The 24,170-nt window shown below is 63.3% G+C and carries 24 protein-coding genes; 12 read left to right on the top strand and 12 right to left on the bottom strand.

Annotated elements, in window-relative coordinates; all coding sequences use genetic code 11:
• The gene (locus AC1C2Q_RS00500; protein ID WP_495448595.1) at positions 1-1,713 is read right to left on the bottom strand and encodes a glycerol-3-phosphate dehydrogenase/oxidase; all 1,713 of its coding nucleotides are present in this window, start codon (positions 1,711-1,713) and stop codon (positions 1-3) included.
• Between the two features lie 87 nt (positions 1,714-1,800).
• Here AC1C2Q_RS00500 and AC1C2Q_RS00495 point away from each other — a divergent pair, with 87 nt between their 5' ends.
• Together AC1C2Q_RS00495 and glpK are read left to right on the top strand one after the other, a co-directional pair.
• A complete protein-coding gene (locus AC1C2Q_RS00495) occupies positions 1,801-2,766 on the top strand; it encodes a sugar-binding transcriptional regulator (RefSeq protein WP_495429107.1) in 966 nt (321 codons plus the stop codon).
• A 109-nt stretch (positions 2,767-2,875) separates the two neighbouring features.
• A complete protein-coding gene (gene glpK / locus AC1C2Q_RS00490; protein ID WP_495448594.1) occupies positions 2,876-4,375 on the top strand; it encodes a glycerol kinase GlpK in 1,500 nt (499 codons plus the stop codon).
• A gap of 15 nt (positions 4,376-4,390) precedes the next feature.
• Here the strand turns inward: glpK and AC1C2Q_RS00485 are convergent, their stop codons facing one another.
• Positions 4,391-5,536 (bottom strand): glutamate--cysteine ligase, encoded by a 1,146-nt coding sequence (locus AC1C2Q_RS00485; protein WP_495448593.1) that lies wholly within the window; start codon positions 5,534-5,536, stop codon positions 4,391-4,393.
• Between the two features lie 208 nt (positions 5,537-5,744).
• Here AC1C2Q_RS00485 and rpsP point away from each other — a divergent pair, with 208 nt between their 5' ends.
• From rpsP to AC1C2Q_RS00465, 4 genes are all read left to right on the top strand, one after another.
• Positions 5,745-6,176: a 30S ribosomal protein S16 gene (gene rpsP, locus AC1C2Q_RS00480; protein ID WP_495448592.1), complete on the top strand. Its 432-nt coding sequence runs from the start codon at positions 5,745-5,747 to the stop codon at positions 6,174-6,176.
• A 5-nt stretch (positions 6,177-6,181) separates the two neighbouring features.
• Positions 6,182-6,412: an RNA-binding protein gene (locus AC1C2Q_RS00475; protein ID WP_495429103.1), complete on the top strand. Its 231-nt coding sequence runs from the start codon at positions 6,182-6,184 to the stop codon at positions 6,410-6,412.
• A 1-nt stretch (position 6,413) separates the two neighbouring features.
• Positions 6,414-7,025, top strand: a complete 612-nt coding sequence (rimM, locus tag AC1C2Q_RS00470) for a ribosome maturation factor RimM (RefSeq protein ID WP_495448591.1) — start codon at positions 6,414-6,416, stop codon at positions 7,023-7,025.
• Positions 7,026-7,134: 109 nt separating this feature from the next.
• Entirely contained in the window at positions 7,135-11,241 is a 4,107-nt protein-coding gene (locus AC1C2Q_RS00465) for a bifunctional nitrate reductase/sulfite reductase flavoprotein subunit alpha (RefSeq protein ID WP_495448590.1), read from the top strand.
• A gap of 76 nt (positions 11,242-11,317) precedes the next feature.
• On the opposite strand, the gene AC1C2Q_RS00460 is transcribed toward AC1C2Q_RS00465, so the two are convergent.
• Positions 11,318-12,694: an MFS transporter gene (locus AC1C2Q_RS00460; RefSeq protein WP_495448589.1), complete on the bottom strand. Its 1,377-nt coding sequence runs from the start codon at positions 12,692-12,694 to the stop codon at positions 11,318-11,320.
• A 164-nt stretch (positions 12,695-12,858) separates the two neighbouring features.
• Here AC1C2Q_RS00460 and trmD point away from each other — a divergent pair, with 164 nt between their 5' ends.
• The gene (gene trmD, locus AC1C2Q_RS00455) at positions 12,859-13,545 is read left to right on the top strand and encodes a tRNA (guanosine(37)-N1)-methyltransferase TrmD (RefSeq protein ID WP_495429099.1); all 687 of its coding nucleotides are present in this window, start codon (positions 12,859-12,861) and stop codon (positions 13,543-13,545) included.
• Positions 13,546-13,599: 54 nt separating this feature from the next.
• On the top strand, positions 13,600-13,986 hold the full coding sequence (locus tag AC1C2Q_RS00450) for a hypothetical protein (protein WP_495429098.1): 387 nt from the start codon (positions 13,600-13,602) through the stop codon (positions 13,984-13,986).
• Positions 13,987-13,996: 10 nt separating this feature from the next.
• On the opposite strand, the gene AC1C2Q_RS00445 is transcribed toward AC1C2Q_RS00450, so the two are convergent.
• The 4 genes from AC1C2Q_RS00445 to AC1C2Q_RS00430 form a co-directional block, all read right to left on the bottom strand.
• Positions 13,997-14,821, bottom strand: a complete 825-nt coding sequence (locus AC1C2Q_RS00445; RefSeq protein ID WP_495448588.1) for an SURF1 family cytochrome oxidase biogenesis protein — start codon at positions 14,819-14,821, stop codon at positions 13,997-13,999.
• Positions 14,818-15,009, bottom strand: a complete 192-nt coding sequence (locus tag AC1C2Q_RS00440) for a hypothetical protein (protein WP_495429096.1) — start codon at positions 15,007-15,009, stop codon at positions 14,818-14,820. Before AC1C2Q_RS00440 ends, AC1C2Q_RS00445 begins: the two co-directional genes overlap by 4 nt.
• Entirely contained in the window at positions 15,006-15,362 is a 357-nt protein-coding gene (locus AC1C2Q_RS00435) for a DUF3099 domain-containing protein (RefSeq protein ID WP_495429095.1), read from the bottom strand. Before AC1C2Q_RS00435 ends, AC1C2Q_RS00440 begins: the two co-directional genes overlap by 4 nt.
• Positions 15,363-15,426: 64 nt before the next feature.
• Entirely contained in the window at positions 15,427-15,990 is a 564-nt protein-coding gene (locus AC1C2Q_RS00430) for a DUF4190 domain-containing protein (protein WP_495448587.1), read from the bottom strand.
• Positions 15,991-16,111: 121 nt separating this feature from the next.
• Between AC1C2Q_RS00430 and AC1C2Q_RS00425 the strand changes: the two genes are divergently transcribed.
• A complete protein-coding gene (locus AC1C2Q_RS00425; RefSeq protein WP_495448586.1) occupies positions 16,112-16,822 on the top strand; it encodes a beta-ketoacyl-ACP reductase in 711 nt (236 codons plus the stop codon).
• 19 nt (positions 16,823-16,841) lie between these two features.
• On the opposite strand, the gene AC1C2Q_RS00420 is transcribed toward AC1C2Q_RS00425, so the two are convergent.
• From AC1C2Q_RS00420 to AC1C2Q_RS00410, 3 genes are read right to left on the bottom strand one after another with little or no spacing between them, the layout of a single operon-like run.
• Positions 16,842-17,531, bottom strand: coding sequence for an alpha/beta fold hydrolase (locus tag AC1C2Q_RS00420; protein WP_495448585.1), 690 nt, complete (start codon positions 17,529-17,531; stop codon positions 16,842-16,844).
• A 51-nt stretch (positions 17,532-17,582) separates the two neighbouring features.
• Positions 17,583-18,218 (bottom strand): phosphoserine phosphatase SerB, encoded by a 636-nt coding sequence (gene serB / locus AC1C2Q_RS00415; protein WP_495448584.1) that lies wholly within the window; start codon positions 18,216-18,218, stop codon positions 17,583-17,585.
• A 22-nt stretch (positions 18,219-18,240) separates the two neighbouring features.
• Complete coding sequence (locus AC1C2Q_RS00410) at positions 18,241-19,485, bottom strand: glucose-1-phosphate adenylyltransferase (protein WP_495448583.1); 1,245 nt, start codon at positions 19,483-19,485, stop codon at positions 18,241-18,243.
• Positions 19,486-19,531: 46 nt separating this feature from the next.
• Between AC1C2Q_RS00410 and glgA the strand changes: the two genes are divergently transcribed.
• From glgA to AC1C2Q_RS00395, 3 genes are all read left to right on the top strand, one after another.
• Positions 19,532-20,716, top strand: coding sequence for a glycogen synthase (glgA, locus tag AC1C2Q_RS00405; RefSeq protein WP_495448582.1), 1,185 nt, complete (start codon positions 19,532-19,534; stop codon positions 20,714-20,716).
• 17 nt (positions 20,717-20,733) lie between these two features.
• Positions 20,734-21,519, top strand: a complete 786-nt coding sequence (locus tag AC1C2Q_RS00400; protein WP_495448581.1) for an ABC transporter ATP-binding protein — start codon at positions 20,734-20,736, stop codon at positions 21,517-21,519.
• A gap of 85 nt (positions 21,520-21,604) precedes the next feature.
• Positions 21,605-21,859: a type B 50S ribosomal protein L31 gene (locus AC1C2Q_RS00395; RefSeq protein WP_495429087.1), complete on the top strand. Its 255-nt coding sequence runs from the start codon at positions 21,605-21,607 to the stop codon at positions 21,857-21,859.
• Positions 21,860-22,026: 167 nt separating this feature from the next.
• Here the strand turns inward: AC1C2Q_RS00395 and AC1C2Q_RS00390 are convergent, their stop codons facing one another.
• The gene (locus tag AC1C2Q_RS00390; RefSeq protein ID WP_495448580.1) at positions 22,027-23,277 is read right to left on the bottom strand and encodes a DDE-type integrase/transposase/recombinase; all 1,251 of its coding nucleotides are present in this window, start codon (positions 23,275-23,277) and stop codon (positions 22,027-22,029) included.
• Between the two features lie 135 nt (positions 23,278-23,412).
• The gene (locus tag AC1C2Q_RS00385; protein ID WP_495448579.1) at positions 23,413-24,138 is read right to left on the bottom strand and encodes a 3'-5' exonuclease; all 726 of its coding nucleotides are present in this window, start codon (positions 24,136-24,138) and stop codon (positions 23,413-23,415) included.
• Positions 24,139-24,170 lie beyond the last annotated feature (32 nt).

Below are 24,170 nucleotides of genomic sequence, written 5' to 3'. Positions count from 1 at the left end.
TCAGCCTGCGGGGATATCTGCGGCGACGTTCACTCCGTGCGCCTCGCGCAGTTGGGTGAGCGTGTCGTTGATCTCGGCGTCGACGCGCGCGGCATCCCACTCGAGAAGCGGTGCGAGCGCTTCGGCGATCGCACGCACAACCCCGGCATCGGCATTGCCAGTGAAAGCGAGGCTGGTGCGACGGAACACCACGTCAGCGACGTGGCAGACCTGTTCGTTCTCTACCATCCAGAGCAGCTCTCGTGCTGACAGAGTGTCACCGACAACCTGTTCATCGTCGGCCTCGGTGACAAACGTCGCGACGTCCGCCGCGCGAGTGCCGTAGCGGGTGAAGAGCACGCGACCGCGTTCGTTATCGCCGACGTTTTCTCGGAGCCACTCGATCTTCCGGCGCGGAGTCTTGGGGTAACCGTTGCCGCCGCCGATGCGAACTCCGACGGTACTGGCGACCCGCTGACGGCCGAGCTCGTCCAACACATGATCAGCCAGCGTCTCGCCGAGAGCGCGGAAGGTCGTCCACTTGCCACCAACGAGGCTGAAGACAGCAGGAGATGCAGCATCCTTGCGTCGCTCGATGCGGTAGTCACGCGACACGAACCCAGGAGCGGTGTCATCGTGGTGTGGCAGCGGCCGGATGCCGGAATAGCGATACACGATCTGTGAGCGGTCGACCTTGATGTTCGGGAAGACATGCGCGATCAATGCGAAAAAGTAGTCCACTTCCTCATCGGTGCATCGTGCAGGCTCGCGCGGATCTGCCTCGAGGTCAGTGGTGCCAACCAGTACGCGGCCCTTCAGCGGGTAGATGAGAACGATGCGACCGTCGGAGTGCTCGAAGAATATCTCGCGCCCTGCGGTGGCATCCAGCAGTTCGGGGTGATCAAGCACGATGTGCGAGCCTTTGGTGCCACCCATGAACACGGTCTCGGTGCCGAGCGATTCGTTGGTGATATCGGTCCACGGGCCGGAGGCGTTCACGACGACGTCGGCCGTGACATGGAACTCGGTGCCTGTCTCGCGGTCGCGAAGGCGCACACCCTTGTTGTCCATGCCAATGGCTTCGACGTAGTTGAGCGCGTGAGCGCCAGCGTGAGCCGCCTCACCGTCGCGCAACACATCGAGCGCCAGGCGTTCTGGGTCGTGCACCGACGCGTCATAGTACGTCGCGGTGTACTTAATGTTCGGGTCGAGCGCCGGCAGCTGCGCCAGCGACTTCTTACGCCCGACAAAACGGTGTCGCGGCACGGTTCCGCCATCGCGGGAGAACGTGTCGTAGAGGGTGAGGCCGATCTTGATCAGGAACGCGCCGCGCTCCTGCGGCTTGCCCGACTTGTGGGTGACGAAGCGCAGGGGAGCGGCAAGGATGCCGGAGAAGGTCGAGTAGATCGGAATCGTGGTCTCGAGGGGCTTCACATAGTGCGGCGCGATCTTCAGAAGTCCGTTGCGTTCCTGCACGGATTCTTTAACGAGACGGAACTCGCCGTTCTCGAGGTAGCGGATGCCGCCGTGGATCATATGACTGGATGCCGCAGTGGCGCCGGAGGCGAAGTCATTGCGCTCCACGAGCAGCACATCCACACCCTGCATCGCGAGATCACGGAAGGTGGAGATGCCGTTGATGCCAGCGCCGATGATGACAACACTGGTGCGGGCGCTTTCACGCGCAGAGCGGACGTTCTCCCGCTCGGTCGGGTTGGTGCTGACAGCGCTCATCGTCTCTCCTTGCTGGGCCTACAGGTATATCCTGAGCCGATCGGCACAACCGCGCAAGCACGGTGCACGAACGTGCAAGGAGGAATCATGATCGATAGATCACTGAGTGATCCGAGGGCGACAACCGCGTTGCGCGCCGCGCAGATGTACTACCTGCAAGACATGACCATGGATGCGATTGCGCGCGAACTGGCGACCTCTCGCTCGTCGGTGTCGCGGCTGCTGACCCATGCCCGAGACAGTGGTCTGGTCGAAATTCAGATACACCCGCCACAGGGCCAGGAGCTGCGCCTGGAGGAAACCATTCGAGCGCGATTCGGTATTGCCGCACATGTCGTGCCGACCCCGCAGGGTCTGTCTGATGTGGAGCGCTTTGAACGGGTGGCCATGAGCGCCGCACGCCAACTGCCGCTGTACTTCGACTCGAACATGACGCTGGGTATCGCCTGGGGCTCGACGCTGGACGCGATCAGCAGGCACTTGCCGAAGAAGGAGACGCACAACTCCACTGTGGTGCAACTCAACGGTGCGGGAAACACCTTCACCACAGGAGTGGACTACGCCAGCGAGATCCTGCACCGATTTGGCCAGTCGTTTGGCGCAGGCATCCAGCAATTCCCGGTGCCAGCGTTCTTCGACGACCCCCGTACGAAAGAGGCGATGTGGCGTGAGCGCAGCACTCGCCGCGTGCTCGATCTGCAGGCACGCGCCGACGTCATCTTGTTCGGACTTGGCTCCCCGTTCGCAGAGATCCCCAGCCGCGTGTACATCGGCGGATATCTCGACAAGGCCGACTACCGCAGTCTTCGCGATGAGCAAATCGTCGGCGACATCGCCACAGTCTTCTACCGACAGGACGGCAGTTGGAACGACATTGAGTTGAACAATCGGGCCACCGGCCCGGCGTTCCCCGTGCTTGCAAGAGCCTCGCGGCGAATCTGCGTTGTCTCCGGTGTGCAGAAGCTGCCGAGCCTGCGTGGAGCCATAGCCACGCGCCTGATCACCGATCTCGTGTTGGATGAACATCTCGCTGAGCAGCTCGTTGGCTCGTGATCCAGGACGGCAGCTGCACGTTCGTGCAGCCGTGCTGAGGCACCTACCCAACTTCTTCTAGGCTGTGCAGCAGACCAGACAACGCCGTCACCGGCTGGGGAGAATAAATATGCACATCGTCGCCGTCGATCAGGGCACCACGAGCACGCGAGCCATCGTCTTTGACGCGAAAGGAACGATCGTCGGCACTGGTCAGCGTGAGCACGAGCAACTCTTTCCTCAGGCGGGCTGGGTGGAGCACGATGCTGCCGAGATCTGGACGAACGTCCAGGCTGTGATCGATGTCGCTGTCGAGCGGGCCCGCGTCGCACCATCCGACGTCGCCGCAATCGGGATCACCAACCAACGTGAGACGGCGATCGTGTGGGACCGCACTACAGGCGAACCGATCTGCAACGCGATCGTCTGGCAGGACACCCGCACTCAGTCGTTTATCGACGCCCTCGCCGCGGACGGGGGTGTGCACCGATTCGCAGACACCACCGGCCTTCCGCTTGCCACCTACTTCTCCGCCTCCAAGATCGCTTGGATTCTCGACAACGTCGAGGGTGCGCGTGAGAGGGCAGAGCAAGGCGAGTTACTCTTCGGCACTGCCGACACCTGGGTGCTGTGGAACCTCACCGGTGGCATCGACGGTGGCGTCCACGTCACCGACGTCACCAACGCCAGCCGCACTCTGCTGATGGATCTGCGCACCCTCGACTGGGATGACGACCTACTTGAGACATTCGGGGTACCCAGAGGGATGCTCCCCGACATCCGCTCCTCATCCGAGGTGTACGGCACCGCCGTCGGCACCGCGCTCGACGGCGTGCCGATCGCCGGAATTCTTGGCGACCAGCAGGCGGCGACATTCGGGCAGGTCGCTTTCGGCAGTGGCGAGTCCAAGAACACTTACGGCACCGGCAACTTCCTCATCGTGAACACAGGGGAGGAGATCGTCGCAAGCGACAACGGACTGATCACGACCGTCGCCTACCGCCTCGGTGAGGATGCGCCTCGGTATGCCCTGGAAGGATCCATCGCCGTCACCGGATCGCTCGTCCAATGGCTGCGCGACAACCTAGGAATAATCTCGCAGGCACCCGAAGTCGAAGAACTCGCTCTCACCGTTGATGACAACGGTGGGGTCTACATCGTCCCGGCTTTTTCCGGCCTGTTCGCACCGTACTGGCGCCCGGATGCGCGGGGCGCAATCCTCGGCCTCACCCGGTTCGCGAACAAGGGCCATATCGCACGTGCGGCGCTGGAAGCTGTCGCCTTCCAGACCCGGGAGGTGCTCGATGCCGTCATCGCAGACACCGGATTACCGCTGAAAGAGTTGCGAGTGGACGGCGGTATGGTCGGCAACACGACGCTCATGCAATTCCAAGCCGATGTGCTGGGCATGCCCGTCATCCGTCCTGACGTGATCGAAACGACGGCTCTTGGTGCGGCATATGCGGCGGGGCTTGCGGTCGGAGTGTGGGCCGACCTCGACGAGCTTCGTGCTCTGTGGCGCGAGGATGCGCGCTGGGAACCCGCAATCGACAAGCCAGAGCGCGATCGTCGGCTGGCGCGCTGGCGCAAAGCTGTCACTCGCACCTTCGACTGGGTCGACGAGGACTGACAGCGCCGCACCTGTTCAGATCACCGGAGCCCCAGGGCCGGAGCGGAACTCGCGGATGAGATGCTGTACCACTTCGCGGAGGTCGCCGTCGGTGGCATCCGCAACGGCAAGCTGGCGCTCATAACTCGCCCCTTCGTCAAGGGTTGTGGTGATCCCCCTGAGCTCTTCGGCACAGCCGAGGTCGCGTGCAATGGGCGCCAGTGCGGTGACCGTCTCGGTGAGATGCTCCCGAACCCGACGCTGTGTGCCGTCGGCATCCACAATCAGCCGAGCATCCAGACCATAACGCGCCGCACGCCACTTGTTCTCACGATGAAACCAGGCTGGCATAGTCGGCAGCTGTTCACCTGCGTCAAGCAGGCGCGAAAAATGCTCGACGAGAACCTGTACGAGTGCGCCGACGGACGCCAGTTCCGTCAGCGTCGACAGTCCATCGCATGCACGCACCTCGATCGTTCCCCACCGCGGCGCTGGTCGGATGTCCCAGCGCACCTCGGTTGCATCAGCCATCACACCGGTGCGAACCATGTCATCGAGATAACGCTCGAACTCGCCCCAGTTGTGCAACGCCCAGGGCAACCCCGCGGTGGGGAGCTGTTGGAACACCAGGGCACGATTGGATGCATAACCCGTGCGCTCACCAGCCCAGAATGGGCTTGATGCTGCGAGTGACTGCAGATGTGGGAGGTAGCAGGAGAGTGCGTTGATGATTGGGAAGACTTTGTCGCGGTCTTCGACGCCGACGTGTACGTGGATGCCCCAGATCATCATGTTGCGTCCCCACCACTGCGTACGCTCGATGAGCTGGTGGTACCGCGTCTTATCTGTGACCTGCTGGTCGAACCATTGCGCGAACGGGTGGCTGCCAGCGGACAGCAGCTCGATTCCGGCTGGGTCGGTGGCGGCGCGGACCGCGGCGATCGCGTTGGCGATGTCGCTGACCGCTTGCCCCACGGATTCACCGATCCCACTGGTCACTTCGATCGTGTTCGTGAGGAGTTCGCCGGTGACGGTGTGCCGTTCCAGCTCGCTCTCGCCTTCCAGCGCGTGCAAGAGCTCCGGTGCTCTTCCGATGAGATCTCCGGTGGCAGGATCGGCCAACATAATCTCCCATTCCAGTCCGACGGTAGACCGGGCGGAGACGGCGAAATCTTGCTTCACCAGCACAGTCTGACACGCAGCGAGCGCGACACGAATATCCAGATCGCCTCTCGTTTCGCGACTCGCTCCCGAATCTGGCAGAATGGAAGGTCGAACGATGTTCTCGACCCTCTATCCAGAACTCGTTCACTCATTTGAGCTTCCGCCGGGTGTGCACCCCACTCTCCAGGCGACCAGTTCGTTTCCTTCCACACAATTCAGGAGAATCGTGGCTGTAAAGATTCGTCTCAAGCGCATGGGCAAGATCCGCGCGCCTTATTACCGCATCGTCGTCGCCGACTCGCGCACCAAGCGCGACGGTCGAGTGATCGAAGAGATCGGCAAGTACCACCCCACCGAGCAGCCCTCGTTCATCGAGGTCGACTCCGAGCGTGCACAGTACTGGCTTTCCGTCGGCGCGCAGCCGTCCGACCAGGTGGCCGCCATCCTCAAGCTCACGGGCGACTGGGGCAAGTTCAAGGGCGACAAGGACGCAGTCTCGACCGTTCAGGTCAAGGCACCGAAGGTGCCTTTCGAGATTGACGCATCGAAGAAGTCTGTCGTAAAGCCGAAGGCGGAGAAGAAGGAGGCCCCCGCTGAGGAGGCCCCCGCCGCTGCCGACGCGGAGGCCTCTGCGGCCCCCGCTACCGACGCCGAATAATCGCCGTGCTTGCCGCCGCGCTCGAACACATCGTCAAGGGGATCGTTGATCACCCTGAAGAAGTTCAGATCACCGCTTCCACGTCGCCGCGAGGCGACCTGCTCGAGGTGCGCGTGCACCCCGACGACCGGGGGCGCGTAATCGGGCGCGGCGGCCGCACCGCAAAAGCACTACGTACGCTCATCACTGCCCTCGCTGATGGGCAGCGCATTCGCGTTGACGTCGCGGACGACTGACGTGGAATCCGCAGACCGAAACCAGGGTAAGAACCAGCTGCGCGTCGGACGCCTCGTCAAGGCTCATGGGCTGAAGGGCGCGCTCAAGCTGGAGTTGTACACGGACAATCCAGCGCGGCGCTTCACAACCGGAGCCGAGTTCACGTTGCAGGTGCCTGAGGCATCTCCGTGGCATCGCAAGACCGTCACCGTGCGCGAGTACCGGGTGATGAACGGAAACCCCGTCGTGTTCTTCGACGGCATCGACGATCGCGAGGCTGCCGATGGCCTAGTGCGCGCCATCCTCTGGATCGATCAGGATTCTGACGATGTAGAAGAGAACGCTTGGTATGACCACCAGCTGGTCGGCCTCGACGTCGTGCGCGACGAGAAGATCGTCGGCAAGGTTGTCCGTGTCGAACATATGCCGGCGCAAGATCTTCTCATCGTCCGGCCTGCAAAAGGCACCGACAATGACGCGAACATCATGGTTCCCTTCGTCGAAGCCATCGTCCCCTCCGTCGACCTTGCCGCCGGCCGAGTGATCGTGACTCCGCCTGCAGGGCTCTTCGAAGAACTTCCGGACGATGCGCCGGAGGATTCCGGCGTCGAAGACGGGCAAGACGCCTCCTGACGACGACTACCCCCGCTCACATCGTTGCGGGAGGCGTGTGCGTCACATGTGATCCGCCGGAAACAGCGCGGGAAAGCTCCGGCAACGTCGATGCCGGATGCTCGATGGCATGGGTGATGTTCGTACTCCGCTGCGCACGGTGTGTTCGTACTGCGGTGTGGGCTGCGGCATCACGGTCACCACGGAGACCGCGGCGACTGGCGTTGCCGTCGTTAGCAAGGTGGTCGGCGACAAGGAGCATCCCACCAACCGCGGGCGCCTGTGCACCAAGGGCGGCGCACACACCGAGATGATGGCGGCACCCGGCCGGATGACCTCTGCGTCCCGCCGCCCAAGCCGGGGCGAACCACTCGAGCACGTCAACCGTGACGACGCCGTCCGCCTCGCAGGGGAGCGGCTGCGAGCGATCGTCGAGGAGCACGGCCCCGACTCCGTAGCGCTATATGTTTCCGGGCAGATGTCGATCGAAGCGCAGTACCTGTCGAACAAGCTCATCAAGGGTTACGTCCGCGGCATCCACATCGAGTCGAACTCACGACTGTGCATGGCCTCCGCCGGCACCGGGTACAAGCAATCGCTCGGCGCTGATGGCCCGCCCGGATCGTATGAGGACTTCGACCACGCTGACCTGTTCTTCGTGATCGGTTCGAACACCGCAGACTGCCACCCGATCCTGTTCCTGCGAATGTCGGATCGCCTCAAGCGCGGTGCGAAGCTGATCGTCGTGGATCCCCGCCGGACGGCGACGGCTGACGCCGCAGACCTGTTCCTGCAGATCGCACCAGGAACGGATCTCGCGTTGCTGAACGGACTGCTGCACCTGCTCGTAGAGAAGGGCGCGATCGACGAGGGGTTCATCGCGGCGCATACCGATGGCTGGGAGGCAATGGCGCCGCTCCTCGCTGACTATCCGCCGGAAGCCGTCGCGCGCATCACCGGCCTCGCCGAGGACGACATTCGCACCGCCGCGCGCTGGATCGCTGAGGCCGGCGAGTGGATGACGCTGTGGACCATGGGCCTGAACCAATCCACCCATGGCACATGGAACACGAACGCGATCTGCAACCTCCATCTTGCGACGGGAGCCATCTGCCGCCCCGGCAGCGGGCCGTTCTCGCTCACCGGGCAGCCCAATGCCATGGGCGGCCGCGAGATGGGTTACATGGGACCCGGCCTGCCGGGGCAGCGGGCGGTCTTCAGCACCGCCGACCGTGCGTTCGTCGAGGATGTGTGGGGCCTCGAGCCAGGGGCGATCCGGGCTGAGAGCGGTACGGGAACGATCGATATGTACCGTGACATGGCAGGCGGCGGCATCAAGGCCGCCTGGATCATCTGCACGAACCCGGTCGCCACAGTCGCGAACCGGGCGACCGTTATCGAGGCGCTTGAGCGCGCCGAGTTGGTCATCGTCCAGGACGTGTTCGCCGAGACAGCCACCGCCGCTTATGCAGACATCCTGCTCCCAGCGACGCTCTGGGTCGAATCCGAGGGTGTCACGGTCAATTCCGATCGCACCATGACACTCGTCGGGCATGCCGCCGATGCGCCAGGGGATGCCCGACCAGATTGGCAGACGATCTGCGACGTCGCTCGCGCGATGGGATTCGCCGAGGGATTCGCATACTCGTCGGCGGAGGAAGTCTTCGATGAGATCCGCTCGTTCTGGAACCCACAAACAGGGTGGGACGTCCGCGGCGTCGACTACGCGCGCCTGCGACGCGGGCCAGTTCAGTGGCCCGCTCCGCCCGACGATGACGCCGATCGCCATCCCATCCGCTACCTCAACGACGGGATTAGCCAGCGTCTCCACGTCGACGACGACGGTTCCGCGCCGCGCCTGGCTTTTGCTACACCGTCGCGACGCGCGCAGTTCTTCCCTCGGCCGCATGCCGATCCCGCCGAGATGCCGGACGATGACTTCCCGTTGGTGCTCAACACCGGCCGCCTGCAGCATCAATGGCACACGATGACCAAGACCGGGCGGGTCGCGAAGCTCAACAAGCTCACCCCAGGCCCGTTCGTGGAGATCCACCCCGACGATGCCGTGGCCCTCGGGATCGCCGCGACCGATCAAGTCGAGGTCGCCTCGCGCCGCGGACGCGTGGTGCTGTCCGCCGTCGTAACCGACCGCGTTCGGCCCGGCGGCTTGTTCGCGCCGTTCCATTGGAACGACGAGCACGGCGAGCACGTCACCATCAACGCGGTCACCAGCGACGCCGTCGACGAGGCGTCGCTGCAGCCCGAGTTCAAATTCTCCGCCGTGGCGCTCCGTCGCGTCGGGCCCGCTCCGGCGGAAGCGAAGCCCGTGAGCGACATCGTCTCCCATTCGTCGGCACTCGAGGCGTTCACGGCAACCGCGCCAACGCCCGGCCCCGCCGAGCAGCTCTATGTCTCGGGGTTCCTATCGGCGCTCGCGTCTGTGCCGCCGCCGGGCGGAGTCGTGCCGGTTCTACCGTCGACCGCCCCGGTCTCCGCCGAGGTTCGGCTCTGGTTTGACGGCCTCATGGCCGGGACCTATTCGCGGGTCGGCCAGGAGGTATCTACGGTCGCCGCCGGGTCGACGCCAGGCGCTGCCACCACACTCGAGGTCACCATCCTCTGGGCCTCGCAGACCGGGAATGCGGAGGAGTTCGCGGGATCGTGCGTGGCGGCGGTCGCCGAACGGGGCATGCGCGCGCGCCTGGTGAACATGGATGAGTTCCCCTCCGCTGACCTGGGCGGCGTGCAGCGACTGCTCGTCGTGACCTCGACGTTCGGCGTGGGCGGGCCACCGGACAATGGCTCGTCGTTCTGGGATGAGCTCAGCGCCAACGCTGCGCCGTCGCTGGACGGCCTGAGCTTCGCCGTGCTCGCCTTCGGGGACTCCAGCTACGACGACTTCTGCGGTCACGGGCGGCGCGTGGACGAGCGGCTCCGGTCGCTCGGCGCCGTCGCGCTGCTCGACCGGGTCGACTGCGAACCTTTCGATGACGACGCCCCCGCGGTCTGGCTGGCTCGAGCCCTGGACGCATTCGCCGCCGGGACGGAGCCGGCGTCCGCCCCTGGACGCACCGAGCCGGCTGGAAGCCCGCCACCCGCCGTACAGGCAGAGGCCGCCCCGTTCACACGCAGGAACCCGCTGTCCGCACGATTGACCGTGAATGAACTGCTCAGCATCGAGGGCTCACAGAAAGAGGTGCGACGGTTCGGCTTCGACCTCGCCAACCTAGAGCACACCTACACAGCTGGCGACGCCCTCGGCGTGGTCTGTGACAACAGCCCAGCGATGGTTACGGAGTGGCTGCGCGCAACGGGGCTGGAACCCTCTGCCGTCGTGCATGTCGACGGCCAGGACCAGTTGTTCGAGCACGTGCTGCGCACCCGTTTCGACATCACCCGCATCGGCGGCGACGTGATTGATTTCATTGCCGAGCGCAGTCGTAGCAGCGAACTGGCTGCTCTGAGACGTAACGAGAACTCCCATCGCTTCGCCCAATACGCATGGAGCCGGCATGCCGTGGACGTGCTTCGCGAGCACCCAGTGCAGGCAACGCCCGAGGAGTGGCTCGACGTCCTCAAGCGGCTACAGCCGCGGCAGTACTCGATTTCCTCCAGTCCTAAGGAGGGTCACGGCCGGGTCGAGCTGACTGTTTCGGTGGTCCGCTTCCGCGCCGAGGGCGACCGTGCCCGCGGCGGCGTATGCTCGAGCTTTCTCGCAGACCGTGCTGAGGACACCCTGGTACCGATCTACCTGCAGCGCTCCCCGCACTTCGGACCTCCGGCAGACCCGACCGCGAGCATGATCATGATCGGTCCAGGCACCGGCGTCGCTCCGTTCCGGGGCTTCCTGCACGATCGGCGCGCCGAGGGGCATACCGGCCGAAACTGGCTGTTCTTCGGCGAACAGCACTCCGCGACCGACTTCTACTACCGCGACGAGCTGCTCGGCATGCGCGAGGACGGATTCCTGACTCGCCTCGACACCGCGTTCTCGCGCGATCAGAGACAGAAGATTTACGTGCAGGATCGCATGCGCGAGCATGGCGCGGAGCTGTGGCGGTGGCTTCAGGACGGTGCGAGCCTCTTTGTCTGCGGCGATGCCGAGCGGATGGCCAAGGATGTCGATGCCGAGCTGATGCGGATCGCACGCACTCACGGCGGGCTCGATGAGGTGGCCGCCGGGCGGTTCACCAAGCAGTTGGCCGTCGACAAGCGGTACGTGCGCGACGTTTACTGAGCGGGTGCCGACCCCGCTCAGTGCACATAGAACGAAGCCCCGGTCCGCGGACCGGGGCTTCGTTCTATTCGGCGGCTCAGATGCGGTGTCCGGCGAGCGCGCCACGAGGGCGTACGTACACCGTGAATGTGACGATCATGAACAACAGGTAGGCCGCCACGAACCCAGCGAAAGCTGTCGAGTAGCTTCCCGTCGAGCTCTGCGACAGATTCAGTACCTGGGGGATGAGGAACCCTCCGTACGCGCCTACTGCGGAGATGAGACCGAGCGCGGCAGCGGAAGTGCGCTGCGCAGGAAGGGCGGGACCCTTACCTGCACGGACGGCGAACACCACGGGAATCATGCGGTAGGTCGCGCCGTTACCGACGCCGGACGTGACGAACAAGACCAGGAAGCAGCCGAGGAACAGCCAAAAGTTGTCGAGCGGCAGAGTCCAGATCACCAGCAACGCCACAAGTGCCATCACAGCGAACGCACCGAGAGTAATTCGACTGCCGCCAAAGCGGTCAGCGAGTCGCCCGCCGTACGGGCGAGCGATGGATCCGACGAGTGCACCCGTGAATGCAAGCGATACAGAGGCCGTGCCGATCTGGAAGCTGCTGAAATCGGGAAACTGATCGGCGATGAGTTTTGGGAACACCCCGGCGAAGCCGATGAAGGATCCGAAGGTTCCGACATAAAGGAGCGAGAGGATCCACATGTGCGGCTCCTTGATCGCGGCAAGCGAAGCCTGGACGTCGGCCTTGGCGCTGGACAGGTTGTCCATGCCCTTATACGCGCCGATCATGGCGACCACGATGAATGGCACCCAGATCCAGCCAGCCAGGGAGAGGTTGACCGTCGCGGCCGCCCCTATCGTGACGACAATTGGTACGACGAACTGGGCAACAGAGGCACCGAGGTTGCCACCGGCGGCGTTGAGGCCGAGCGCCCACCCCTTCTCCCGCTGTGGGTAGAAGAAGGTGATGTTCGACATGGAGCTTGCGAAGTTCCCACCACCGAGGCCCGCGATCGCGGCGATGAACAGCATCACGCCGAACGGAGTGTCTGGATTCCCGACCGCAAGAGCGAGCAGCACGGTCGGGATGAGCAACAGACCGGCGGAAATGACAGTCCAATTCCGACCCCCAAAGCGCGGCACCATGAACGAGTAAGGGATGCGAAGCGTCGCGCCGACGAGGCTCGGCAGGGAGATGAGCCAGAAGGATTCCGAACTGGTGAAGGAGAAGCCGGCATGGGGAAGCATCACCACGACGATTGACCACAGCTGCCAGACCACAAACCCGAGGAACTCGGCGAATATCGACCAACCGAGATTTCGGCGGGCGATGGTTCGGCCTTCGGCTTCCCAGAACGTCTCGTCTTCGGCATCCCAGCCCTCGATCCACCGCCCCGGCCGGCGTGTGAGCGGGCTCGTGTACTGCGTGGCGACCCGCGTATCGGTGTTGCTCATACGTGTTCCTCTCGGAAGATCGTGTCAGGGCTGAGGTGTCGATCCGACGCTATTGCGGTGCTGTTTCGCTCGAGCACTCCGGGGGTTACCGTCCGATCACCTCTTGCTCACCGTTGTCCGCACTCGGTTGTGGGCTGCGGCTGTTGAGATGGGAGACTGAGAGGATGCGCCTCGACATCGTTTCGATATTTCCGGAGTTCTTCGACGTCCTCGATATATCCCTCCTGGGGAAGGCGAGGGTCGCAGGCCTCATCGAGTTCGGCGTCCACAACCTGAGGGACTTCACGCACGACCGCCACCGCACAGTCGATGACACTCCATACGGTGGTGGCGCCGGAATGGTGATGAAGCCCGAGCCCTGGGGTGTCGCGCTGGACCAGATCGCGGTTGGCTCAGATCGGCCGACGATCATCTTCCCGTCGCCGGCCGGTGAGCTCTTCACCCAGTCGACCGCGCGAGAACTCGCCACCCGGGAGCATCTGATCTTCGGCTGCGGCCGCTACGAAGGCATTGACGAGCGGGTGTTCGAGTATGCAGCCTCGCTGGGTGAAGTACGCCTGGTGAGCTTGGGCGACTACGTGCTCAACGGCGGAGAGGTGGCTGCGATGGCGATGATCGAAGCCGTCGGTCGGCTGATTCCGGGTGTTGTCGGCAACCCGGAAAGCCTTGTCGAAGAATCGCACGAGGATGGTCTGCTCGAGTATCCCTCGTACACGAAACCCTCGACCTGGCGTGAGCGCGCCGTACCGGATGTGTTGCTCAGCGGCAACCACGGAGCAATCGCTGCCTGGCGTCGTGAGCAGCAGCTCGAGCGCACCCGACAGCGACGACCGGATCTGCTCGACGATTGAGCCCGGTAGCTTCACGGCCACACGCGGTACACCCGCACTGACTACGCTGTGGTTGTGCCGTTCGCCATCTTTCTCGCGATCATTCTCGCCATTCTTGCCGTATTCCAGATTGCGCTGGTCTTCGGCGCACCGATCGGACGTTTCGCGTGGGGCGGGCAGCATCGTGTGTTGCCACTTGGATTTCGCATCGGCAGTGCGGTGTCGGTGCTCATCTACGCATTCATTGCCGTCGTCGCATTCGACCGTCTCCAAGCGATCGACATTTTTCCTGGCGATTTCTCCGTCGTCACCATGTGGGTGATCTTCGGATACTTCTGCCTTGGCATCCCGATGAACGCCATCTCGCGTTCGAAGCCCGAGCGCTACACCATGACGCCGACAACGATCGTGCTCGCAGCTCTGAGTCTTGGGATAGCGCTGGGAGCGGGAGCCGTTGTCTGAACGACCCTTCTCAGACGCGAGCGTCGACGTCGTCGAGCATCTCGTCTTCGGCATCCGCGTCGTGATCACGGCGTCGTGATCTCTTGACTCGAGCGGGGCGTCCTTCGACTTCTTCGCGGTGCTTCTGCACCTCAGTGCGAATCATGTAGCCGACGAAAATCAACCCCATCAGTGCGAACAGAATCCATTGGATTGCGTACGAGAGATGGGGGCCAGGGTCATTGGTGGGGGAGTCGAACCCACCGAGTGCAATCTCAGCGGCCGGGGCCTCACTCACCAGCAACCCGTATGCGCTCGTGATGACGTCGCCGTCTGTGGTCACCTCGATGCTCGGCAGGTGAATTGTTGGCACCTGTCCTTCGGGGGCACTGCGCCCGGAGGTGGGTAGCGGCTCACCAGGGCGCAGCCTGACAATGACCTCGATTGTGCCGGTCGGTGGGTCTGGTACTACGTCGGGGAGGGCTCCCTCGCCCGGAGCAACCCACCCACGATTGACGATGAAGACGCGCCCATCGACGTCACGGAATGGCACCAGCACCTCGAATGCGCTCGTGCCACCGTGTGGGCGATTGCGGACCAGAACCTGCTCGTCGGCGAGATACTCACCCTGCAGCAAAACGGGGTGCCATTCATCCGCAGGGTCGAGTGCGCCGTCAGGTCCGATGGCGTCCGCGAGGGGCATCGGCGAGGCATCGTAGTTCTGCTCGACGAGTGCAATCTGTTCGGCGCGGCCCGCATTGCGATCGAACTGCCAGTTAGAAAGGAACACGCACCCGGCAGCGAGTGCGGCGGAGACAACGAGATAGAGACCCCACCGGACGAAGCGATTGTTCATTCAGGCAGTCCTTCTCGCACCGTCACCGGAAAATCACGGGCGGCGAGGTAATCATGCAGATAGGCGACGTGCTCATCGCAGGCGAGCCAGATCTTCTCGCGATCAGCGGCGTGAATTCGAGGGTTTCGCCAGACGATGTGTTGCGTGGCGGCGTTGCGGCATGCGGCGCGCGAGCACTCGGTCGTCACTGTTCGTCATCCTTCGGACGTTCCTGGATGGTGATGATCGTCGAATCTTCAGCCTCCGCAGAGGAATCAGGCTCCGTGGCTGGAGCCGACAACTCCTGCATCGGTGATTCTGGCGCTGCAGTGACGGTCGGGCTGACCGCGTTGGCGAAGACGACGGCGATGTAGGGGAGCACTACGGCACCGCACGCGAACACCCAGGTGTACCACCCGTATGGAGTGATAAGAACTGTGAGGAGAAAACACACTCCACGGATCAGCATTGTGAGGGTGTAACGGCGCACGCGACCGGTCGCCTCGTCCTGCGGAGACTGCGGCAGGGAGGTTACTGCTGGTGCATGACGGGAGTGCTTCACGGTACTTCCAGCCTACGCCGCGTGGCGTACTGCGGACGCCGCTGCTCGACGCAGAATGCCGGTTCTACGACAGGAAGAACGGCAGGAATCCCGCGGTCCCGATCAGGATAATCGAGAAGATGCCGATGATGATGGCGATCGCGAGGATCGCCACACCGACGTAGCCGAGGATGAGACCGGCGATCGCGAGGCCGCGCCCACCTATTGCCGGGTTTTGGCGAGTCTGTTTGAGTGCCATGTGCCCGGTGATCACCGCGACGATGGATGCCAGCAGCGGGATGAACGCAAAGCTGAGAACGATCCCGGCAATGCCGGTGATCAACGAGGTCACTGCGAGTCCGCTGGTCGGACGCGGTGCAGCGTATGGCTGACCAGCGGCGTAGGGCTGCCCGCCAGCGTAGGGCTGCCCGCCAGCGTAGGGCTGCTGCGGTGCGTAATAGTTCGGCGCGGACGGCTGTGCAGGCGCCGCCAGGTAGCTGGGGGCGGCCGGGTAGCTAGGGGCGGCAGGCTGGACTGCGGCCGGCTGGACTGCGGCGCCGGGATACGGCTGTGGCGGAGCGTAGGGATTCGCCTGGGGGACAGGGGGAACAGTGGGTTCTACCCCGGGGAAATCATTGTTGCCGCTCATGCCGCTACCTTTCGTTGCACTCAGGCTCGCAGTTGACCCAGGCGGTGTCAATTTGCCCGAGGGCTGAAGCGCACCCCGATATGATTGCTCGGGCCTGACCGAGCGCCATTGGAGTGAAAACATGAGTTCAGAACGCGTCGTCCTTGTCACCGGAGGCAACCGAGGTATCGGTCGTGCGATTGCGGAGCGCTTCGTGCGCGACGGCTATCGTGTCGCGGTCACGGCCCGCAGCGGCGAAGGGCCAGAGGGCACATTGACCGTTCGAGCGGACGTGACGGATGCCGCAGCCATCGACGCCGCATTCACAGAGGTCGAAGCCAAACTCGGTCCGATTGAGATCGTCGTCGCGAACGCAGGTATCACCAAGGACACTCTTCTCATGCGTATGAGCGAGGATGACTTCGACAGCGTGGTCGCGACGAACCTGGGTGGTACGTTCCGGGTCGTCAAGCGGGCTTCGAAGGGGATGCTCCGTGCACGCTTCGGACGCATCATCCTGATCTCCAGCGTCGTCGGACTGTATGGTTCGGCCGGGCAGGTCAACTATTCCGCGTCCAAAAGCGCACTAGTCGGGTTCGCGCGTTCGCTCACGCGTGAGCTTGGTGCACGCGGCATCACTTCGAACGTCGTTGCGCCGGGTTTCATCGAGACCGACATGACTGCTGAGCTGCCGGAAGAGACACAGAAGCAGTACAAGGCGAGCATCCCGGCCGCGCGTTTCGCGACTCCGGATGAGGTGGCCGGCGTTGTCACATGGCTCGCCGGGGACGATGCTGGCTATATTTCCGGCGCTGTGATCCCTGTCGACGGCGGCCTGGGGATGGGTCACTAACCTCCGGCAAACCCACCAGCTATGCCAGGGCTCTGATGATCAACTCGGCTAGCCGGTCGGGCTGGGTTAACTGTGGCCAGTGGCCTGAGCCGATCTTGATGACGGTGATGTCCCTGATCGCTCGGTACTCGTCTGCATATGCGCCCCACTGGTCTAGCTGCGCCTCGAGGTCTTCTTGATCAAGCGTTCCCATCAGAAGCGTGACCGACACGTGACCTCGGTCTCCTGAGAGCAGGATGGGATCGGTCGGGACGCGCGCAGGCACGGTGCGGGTCAACGGCAGGGTGCGAGTGCGCGTTGCATCGTCGATGTCGAACACATCCTCCTCGGGGAAATACTCCCAACCGGGGAAGGGAACGACCCCGCCAACAACGGGAAACTCAGAGATTGACGAGCCTGGCGGGGGAGGAACGGTATCGACAAAGATCACGCGTGCCACCTGATCCGGTCGAGCGTCTGCTGCGCCCCATACGACGTTTCCACCGCCGCTGTGCCCGACGAGCAGGACCTGTTCATCGGTGGCATCGATCTGCGCCACGACCGCGGCTACCCAATCGGCGATGCCGATATCTGCGGACGTCGCGGCAGGTGAACCGACCCCCGGCATGGTCAATGGAATTGGATTGTGGCCAGCGGCTTTGAGTTTGAGCACGACGTCATCCCATGAAGATGCGTCGAGCCAGAGTCCCGGTACGAGGATGATGTCCATACGGCGACGCTACGCGCGGCCACGGACATCCGCCAGGGTTGGAGCGCTGAGTCAAGGCAGCAGGGGAATGACCTCGCTGAGATCCTGCAGGCCGATAACCAGGCTTGCGGCATCTCGCACGGCCGGTTTCGCGTTGAAAGCGAGGCCGAGGCCCGCGACCGCCATCATCTGCAGATCGTTCGCACCGTCGCCGATGGCGATCGTCGCGTTCAGCGGCACACCGAGCTCGGCCGCCCAATCCTGCAACGAAAGTGCTTTGGCAGCAGCATCCACAATCTCGCCGTCCACGAACCCTGTTAGCGCACCATCCGTCACAGCCAGCCGATTCGCACGCCAGCGATCAACGCCGAGCTCAGGTGCGATGTGGTCGAGAATCTCGTGGAATCCGCCTGAAACGACTCCAACCACACCGCCACGTTCATGAACGGCCGCAGTCAGCTCGCGCACACCGGGTGTGGGCTCGACACGAGCACGCACCCGTGCGAAGGCGTCAGTGGAGACGCCTGTCAACGCGGCCACCCGAGAACGCAGGCTGGATGCGAAGTCAACCTCGCCGCGCATTGCAGCCTCGGTGGCGGCCTGAACTTCTTCACGGCGCCCAGCTTCATCGGCAAGAAGTTCGATCACTTCATCGCGAATGAGGGTGGAATCGGCATCGAGGACGACGAGGAAGCGCGCAGCAGTCACACGATCGAGCGTAGCGCGCCGATCAGCGCTCGATCTGCACGCCCTTGCCCACCACAGTGATTCCCGATTCGGTCACGGTGAATCCGCGCTCCAGATCGCGTTCACGATCGACTCCGACTGTGGCGCCGTCGAGAAGAACCACGTTCTTGTCGAGGACTGCCCGATGAATGCGGGCGCCCTGGCCGACAATCACCTGGTCGAACAGCACCGAGTCGGTGATCGTCGAGCCACCGGCTGCGAGCGTGCCGGGGCCCACCACACTGCGCTCCAAGTGAGTTCCGGAGAGCACCGATCCCAACGACACGATCGAGTCGATCGCGTTTCCGATACGTCCCACCGCGTCTCGCACGAACTTCGCGGGCGGCGAATTCACACTCTGAGTTCGGATCGGCCACAGCGTGTTGTACAGGTTGAACACCGGAAGTGTCGAGATGAGATCCATGTGCGCGTCGAAGAACGAATCGATCGTTCCGACATCGCGCCAATACGCCCGATCGCGCAGCGACGACCCTGGGACATCATTCTCTTTCATGTCGTAGTAGCCAGCCTCGCCGCGATCGACGAAGTACGGCACAATGTCACCGCCCATGTCATGGCTCGAGTTGGGTAGCTCGCCGTCGGTCTGCACCGCTTCGATCAGTGCGTCCGTGTCAAAGATGTAGTTGCCCATCGATGCAAGAACTTCGTGCGGCGAATCGGCGAGACCCTCGGCATCCGCCGGCTTTTCCAGGAAGGCTCGGATGCGCCCACTGCCATCCGGTTCGGCATCGATCACGCCGAACTGATCTGCCATCGAAAGCGGCTGGCGGATGCCTGCCACGGTCGCCTTCGCACCGGAAGCGATGTGGGCTTTGAGCATCTGCCGAAAATCCATGCGATAGACATGGTCGGCACCGATGACGACGACGATGTCCGGCTTTTCGTCGTTGACAAGGTTCAGGCTCTGCAGGATGGCATCGGCCGACCCGGAGAACCACCGCTTGCCAAGCCGCTGCTGCGCGGGCACGGACGTCACATAAGAGTCGAGCAGCGAGGACATCCGCCAGGTCTGCGAAATGTGCCTGTCGAGGCTGTGCGATTTGTATTGCGTCAACACGACGACCTGCCGCAGCCCCGAGTTGATCAGATTCGAGATCGCGAAATCGATCAGTCGATACTGGCCGCCGAAGGGCACGGCCGGTTTCGCTCGATCTGCTGTCAGGGGCATAAGCCGCTTACCCTCGCCGCCGGCGAGGATGATGCCGAAAATCTTCTTTGGGACCGCCATGGCTCAACCATAGATGCGGAACGCGTCGCTGTACTAGCGTTCAGACATGCGCGTTGACATGATCACCAAGGAGTACCCACCAGAGGTGTACGGCGGTGCGGGAGTGCACGTGGCCGAGCTCGTCACTGCGCTGAGGGAAAGCATCGAGGTGCAGGTGCGTGCTTTCGGCGCTCAGCGCGACGAATCCCAGACTCACTCCTATCGAAGCCCAGCTGAATTGGCCGGCGCCAACGCCGCAGTGCAGACCCTCGGGACGGACCTCACAATGGTGGGGGATGTCGCCGGCGCTGACCTCGTGCACAGCCACACCTGGTACGCAAACTTCGCCGGGCACATCGCCTCGCAACTGCACGGCATCCCGCATGTGTTGACCGCTCACAGCCTCGAGCCACTGCGCCCATGGAAAGCGGAACAGCTCGGCGGTGGGTACGCGGTGTCAAGCGGCATCGAGAAGCTCGCGTACGAGAATGCAGCGGCGATCATCGCAGTATCCGCGGGGATGCGCACAGACATTCTGCGTAGCTATCCGAAGGTGGATCCTGATCGCGTGCGGGTGATCCACAACGGCATCGATGTCGAACGCTGGCGTCCAGTGCACAACGCCGCCTTCCTGCAGAGCATCGGCATGGACCCGACGCGGCCCTCGGTTGCGTTCGTCGGGCGCATCACTCGCCAGAAGGGGCTGCCATATTTGCTACGGGCCGCGGCTGAACTGCCCCCAGAGGTGCAGCTCGTGCTCTGTGCCGGAGCCCCGGACACTTCCGAGATCATGGCTGAGGTGCAGGAGGGCGTCCGCCTTTTGCAGCAGACCCGTCAGGGTGTGATTTGGATCGAGCGGATGCTCCCGCGTGATGAGCTGTCCGCAATTCTCACAGCAGCGACGACGTTCGTATGCCCTTCGGTATACGAACCGCTCGGCATCGTGAATCTCGAAGCAATGGCATGCGGCGCGGCCGTCGTCGGGACGGCGACAGGCGGCATTCCCGAGGTCGTCGCCGACGGTGTGACAGGGCGGCTGGTGCCAATCGATCAGGTTCAGGACGGTACCGGAACGCCCGTGGATCCCGAACGATATGTCGCGGATCTCGCCCGTGTGATGACCGAGGTGGCGATGGATCCCGAGCGCGCGACCACATATGGCGCGGCTGGACGACGGCGTGCAGCCGAAGAGTTCAGCTGGGCGGCCATTGCCGACACCACGCGCGCGCTCTACGCCGACCTGACGCAGTGAGCCGATAGGCTGGAAACATGCCGAGCGCTCTTGAATTCACCGATGCCGTCGTGCGCCGTGACGGGCGCAACATCATCGATCATGTGACCTGGCAGGTCGCACATGACCAGCGATGGGTGGTGCTCGGCCCGAACGGTGCAGGCAAGACCACCCTTCTGCAGTTGGCTGACACTCTGATGCACCCCACCGGGGGAACGGTGACCGTGCTCGGGGAGACCCTCGGTCGCACCGATGTCTTCGAGATTCGCCCGCGGATCGGATTCGCATCCTCGGCGATGGCCAAGCGCATCCCGAGTGATGAGACCGTGATCAATGTCGTTCTCACCGCTGCCTACTCGGTGACGGGCCGCTGGAACGAGCAGTACGAGAACATCGACGAACGACGTGCCCTGCGCGTGCTCGGCGAGTGGAAGCTCGATCAGCTCGCTGACCGCACATTCGGAACGCTCAGCGATGGCGAGCAGAAGCGCGTCCAGATTGCCCGCGCGGTGATGACCGACCCTGAGCTACTGCTGCTCGACGAACCGACCGCATCACTTGACCTTGGTGCGCGCGAAGAGCTGCTTAGCCTTCTCAGCGGCTATGCCTCCTCGCCGACGACGCCGGCCATGGTCATGGTGACTCACCATGTCGAGGAGATTCCGGTCGGATTCACGCACGTGCTCCTCATCCGCGACGGCGGCATCGTCGCGGCGGGGCCGATCGCGGAGACGCTGACGGCTGATGCTCTCACTGAGGCATTCGGCATGCCGATCCTGCTCACATCTGACGACGGTCGATACGCGGCGCGCGCCACTTCATGAGCGTGGATCTGCTAAACTCGACCCTTGGTGCAACCGCACACTCTGACTTTTCCTCTATTCGCATCCGCAAGCCAAGGACTCAGCAATGAAGACTGACATTCACCCCACCTACAAGGACATCGTGTTCCGCGACCTCGGCTCGGGCGAGACCTTCCTCACCCGCTCCACCGTGTCGAGCAACAAGACCGTCGAGCTGGATGGCGTGGAGTACCCCGTCATCGACGTCGAGATCTCCTCCGCTTCGCACCCGTTCTACACGGGCAAGCAGCGCATCATGGACTCGGCCGGTCGCGTCGAGAAGTTCAACCAGCGCTTCAAGGGCTTCGGCGGCAGCAAGTAAGCAGCCTCCTTCAGTACGAAGGCCCCGTCTCCATTCCGGAGACGGGGCCTTTGTCGTTGTCGAATCGCTCACCTCGAGCATCCACGCCCCGGGGTGTCGCCGACGCCTCGGCGTAGCGACGTCAGTTCGACGGTGTGAAGTCTCAGGACATTGTGGACGGTTGAGTCTCAGGACATAGTGGACGGTTCGATCGGCGGTGGGTTGTGGTCGATCTGCGGGTAGAGGCTCATTTCTGGGAGGGCTGTGGGCCAGGGCGTGGTGGCGACGAACTCGCCGCGTGAGTCGTATATGTCGAGGCGGTCTTCGTGGCGCAGAACCGTGACGGTCTGCTCGTCCCAGGCGTTGCCGAGCAAGTATCGAATCCCGAGGTATCTGAATCGGCCACCGCGATGAGCGATGCGTTGTTGAATCGCCTCGTTGTAGCGTGCTGCTCTGGCGGTGGGCTTTCGCAGCCGTGTTGACGGTGAATACGGCGAGATCGGGTCCCCGGGCGGTGCGACTTTCGGGAGCGTCTCATAGAGATCTGCGGGCGCTGTCCGTGGCGGTAGGGCTTGGTGTGAACGGTGATGGTTATACCAATTCCGATACTCCTCGACGGTTCGCGTCAGCTCCTCGATCGTGGCGGGGTTTCGCGCCTCGATGAATCTCAGGATCGTCTGATGAGCGCGTTCGACCTTCCCCTGAGACTGTGGGTGGTGGGGCCGGCCCGTGATCATCTTCACGCCCAGATCCCCCAGGAACACTTGTAGGGCGCTGACCTTCCCGGCGCGTTCTTGATTGAACGCGGATCCGTTGTCTGTATGCGCGAGCACCGGGCGCCCATAGGCCTGGATCGTGAGTCGGAACGCCTCGACCACGACTGCTGAGGACTCGGCCGGCCCGGGATGCAATGCCAGATTGAATCGGGTGCAATCATCGATGATCTCGATCACGACGACGACCTCGCCCGTCGCGAGAGTGACTTCTAACCCGTCGGACTGCCATCGCTGATTCGGATACTCCGAGCGGATCCGCTGATGCGAGCGTTTGGGGCGTTTGCGTTTATTGCGCTCGACGAGCTGTTCCCGGTCCAGGATCCTCGCGATCGTTGACCGCGATGGCAGCGGGCTGAACTCTGACCGATCCAACACATCAAGAATCGACAACGGACCACAATCCTTGCCTTCCTCGACCAGTCGGCGCCGTGTTGCAACGACCACAGCGATGGTCCCGACAGGCACTGCCGTTGGCGTCGAGTGCGGCCGCGTGCTGTCCTTCAGTAACGCGGCCACACCATCCACGCGAGCCCTTCTCCGCACCGCATAGAACCAGGATCGGGACACGCCGTAACGGCGGCAGAACTCGTCGACCTCACCGCGCGAGGCATCCTCAGACCACTCAACAACCAGCTGACGAACACGATCAGGAATCCGGCTCATCGACCGATCGTCCACGAAGTCCTGAGACTCCAGAACAGTCCACTATGTCCTGAGACTCAACCGTCCACTAACTCCTGAGACAGCACAACGTCAGTTCGACGGGGCGTCGACGGTAAGCCGGGGCGTCGGCGATTCTCAGACGGATGCCGGGCCGGGATGCCGCACCGGCCACGTGCCGTCGAGCGCATCTTCTGCGTCGAGGCGACCGATACGGATGAAGTACTCGGTGAGGCTTTCCGCCTGCGTGCGTGCCCAGCCGATCTGCTGCGTGTGCAGTTCGTGAGCCGAAGGCGCAAGCTCGAAGGTACGCCCAATCGCCTGTGCGACGCGGCCGGCGGCGATGGCGTCTGCTGATGCCTCATGTGCGCCATCCAGAATCACGCCGTAGTGCTCGGCAACGACCTCAAGTGTGCGCTTGCCCTTGCGATAGCGATCGACAGCCTTGTCGATGACGAGCGGGTCAATGATGGGACCAGGAGCCTCAAGCAGCGCAATGCCGTGCCGCACACACTCGTTGGTCAGCAGCGAGAAGTCGTAGGAGGCGTTATATGCCACCACTGGCATACCCTGCGCGAAAAGCGCCCGCAACGACTCGGTGATCTCTCCGACAACCTCGTGGGCGACTCGCCCTTCACACTGTGCCTGTTCCGTGCTGATGCCATGCACGGCGGCCGCGCCCTCCGGAATAGGGATACCGGGGTCGGCAAGCCACGTACGCGCCGCGATCTCTCGTCCCTTGGCGTCGAGCACACCCACGTGAGCGCTGACAATGCGATCGCTGGTGACGTCGACGCCTGTCGTCTCCAGATCGAAAACGCCGATGCGTCCGAGCCAGCCAGGGAGTTCGAGATCGATTGCCATGAACCCAAGGTAAGGAGGGCCTCGGACATCGG

The organism is Microbacterium sp. Y356 (assembly GCF_059445355.1).
Note: the sequence above shows the minus strand (reverse complement) of the source record. Positions and strands in the feature narration are given on the sequence as shown.

Excerpts from the sequence above, each read along its gene's own strand:
- AC1C2Q_RS00445 (WP_495448588.1), bottom strand. The coding sequence starts at position 14,821 with ATGAACAATCGCTTCGTCCGGTGGGGTCTCTATCTCGTTGTCTCCGCC.
- trmD (WP_495429099.1), top strand. The coding sequence starts at position 12,859 with ATGCGCCTCGACATCGTTTCGATATTTCCGGAGTTCTTCGACGTCCTC.
- AC1C2Q_RS00410 (WP_495448583.1), bottom strand. The coding sequence starts at position 19,485 with ATGGCGGTCCCAAAGAAGATTTTCGGCATCATCCTCGCCGGCGGCGAG.
- AC1C2Q_RS00460 (WP_495448589.1), bottom strand. The coding sequence starts at position 12,694 with ATGAGCAACACCGATACGCGGGTCGCCACGCAGTACACGAGCCCGCTC.
- AC1C2Q_RS00395 (WP_495429087.1), top strand. The coding sequence starts at position 21,605 with ATGAAGACTGACATTCACCCCACCTACAAGGACATCGTGTTCCGCGAC.
- AC1C2Q_RS00400 (WP_495448581.1), top strand. The coding sequence starts at position 20,734 with ATGCCGAGCGCTCTTGAATTCACCGATGCCGTCGTGCGCCGTGACGGG.
- glgA (WP_495448582.1), top strand. The coding sequence starts at position 19,532 with ATGCGCGTTGACATGATCACCAAGGAGTACCCACCAGAGGTGTACGGC.
- AC1C2Q_RS00430 (WP_495448587.1), bottom strand. The coding sequence starts at position 15,990 with ATGAGCGGCAACAATGATTTCCCCGGGGTAGAACCCACTGTTCCCCCT.
- AC1C2Q_RS00385 (WP_495448579.1), bottom strand. The coding sequence starts at position 24,138 with ATGGCAATCGATCTCGAACTCCCTGGCTGGCTCGGACGCATCGGCGTT.
- AC1C2Q_RS00500 (WP_495448595.1), bottom strand. The coding sequence starts at position 1,713 with ATGAGCGCTGTCAGCACCAACCCGACCGAGCGGGAGAACGTCCGCTCT.
- AC1C2Q_RS00465 (WP_495448590.1), top strand. The coding sequence starts at position 7,135 with ATGGGTGATGTTCGTACTCCGCTGCGCACGGTGTGTTCGTACTGCGGT.
- AC1C2Q_RS00390 (WP_495448580.1), bottom strand. The coding sequence starts at position 23,277 with ATGAGCCGGATTCCTGATCGTGTTCGTCAGCTGGTTGTTGAGTGGTCT.
- glpK (WP_495448594.1), top strand. The coding sequence starts at position 2,876 with ATGCACATCGTCGCCGTCGATCAGGGCACCACGAGCACGCGAGCCATC.
- AC1C2Q_RS00425 (WP_495448586.1), top strand. The coding sequence starts at position 16,112 with ATGAGTTCAGAACGCGTCGTCCTTGTCACCGGAGGCAACCGAGGTATC.
- AC1C2Q_RS00420 (WP_495448585.1), bottom strand. The coding sequence starts at position 17,531 with ATGGACATCATCCTCGTACCGGGACTCTGGCTCGACGCATCTTCATGG.
- AC1C2Q_RS00495 (WP_495429107.1), top strand. The coding sequence starts at position 1,801 with ATGATCGATAGATCACTGAGTGATCCGAGGGCGACAACCGCGTTGCGC.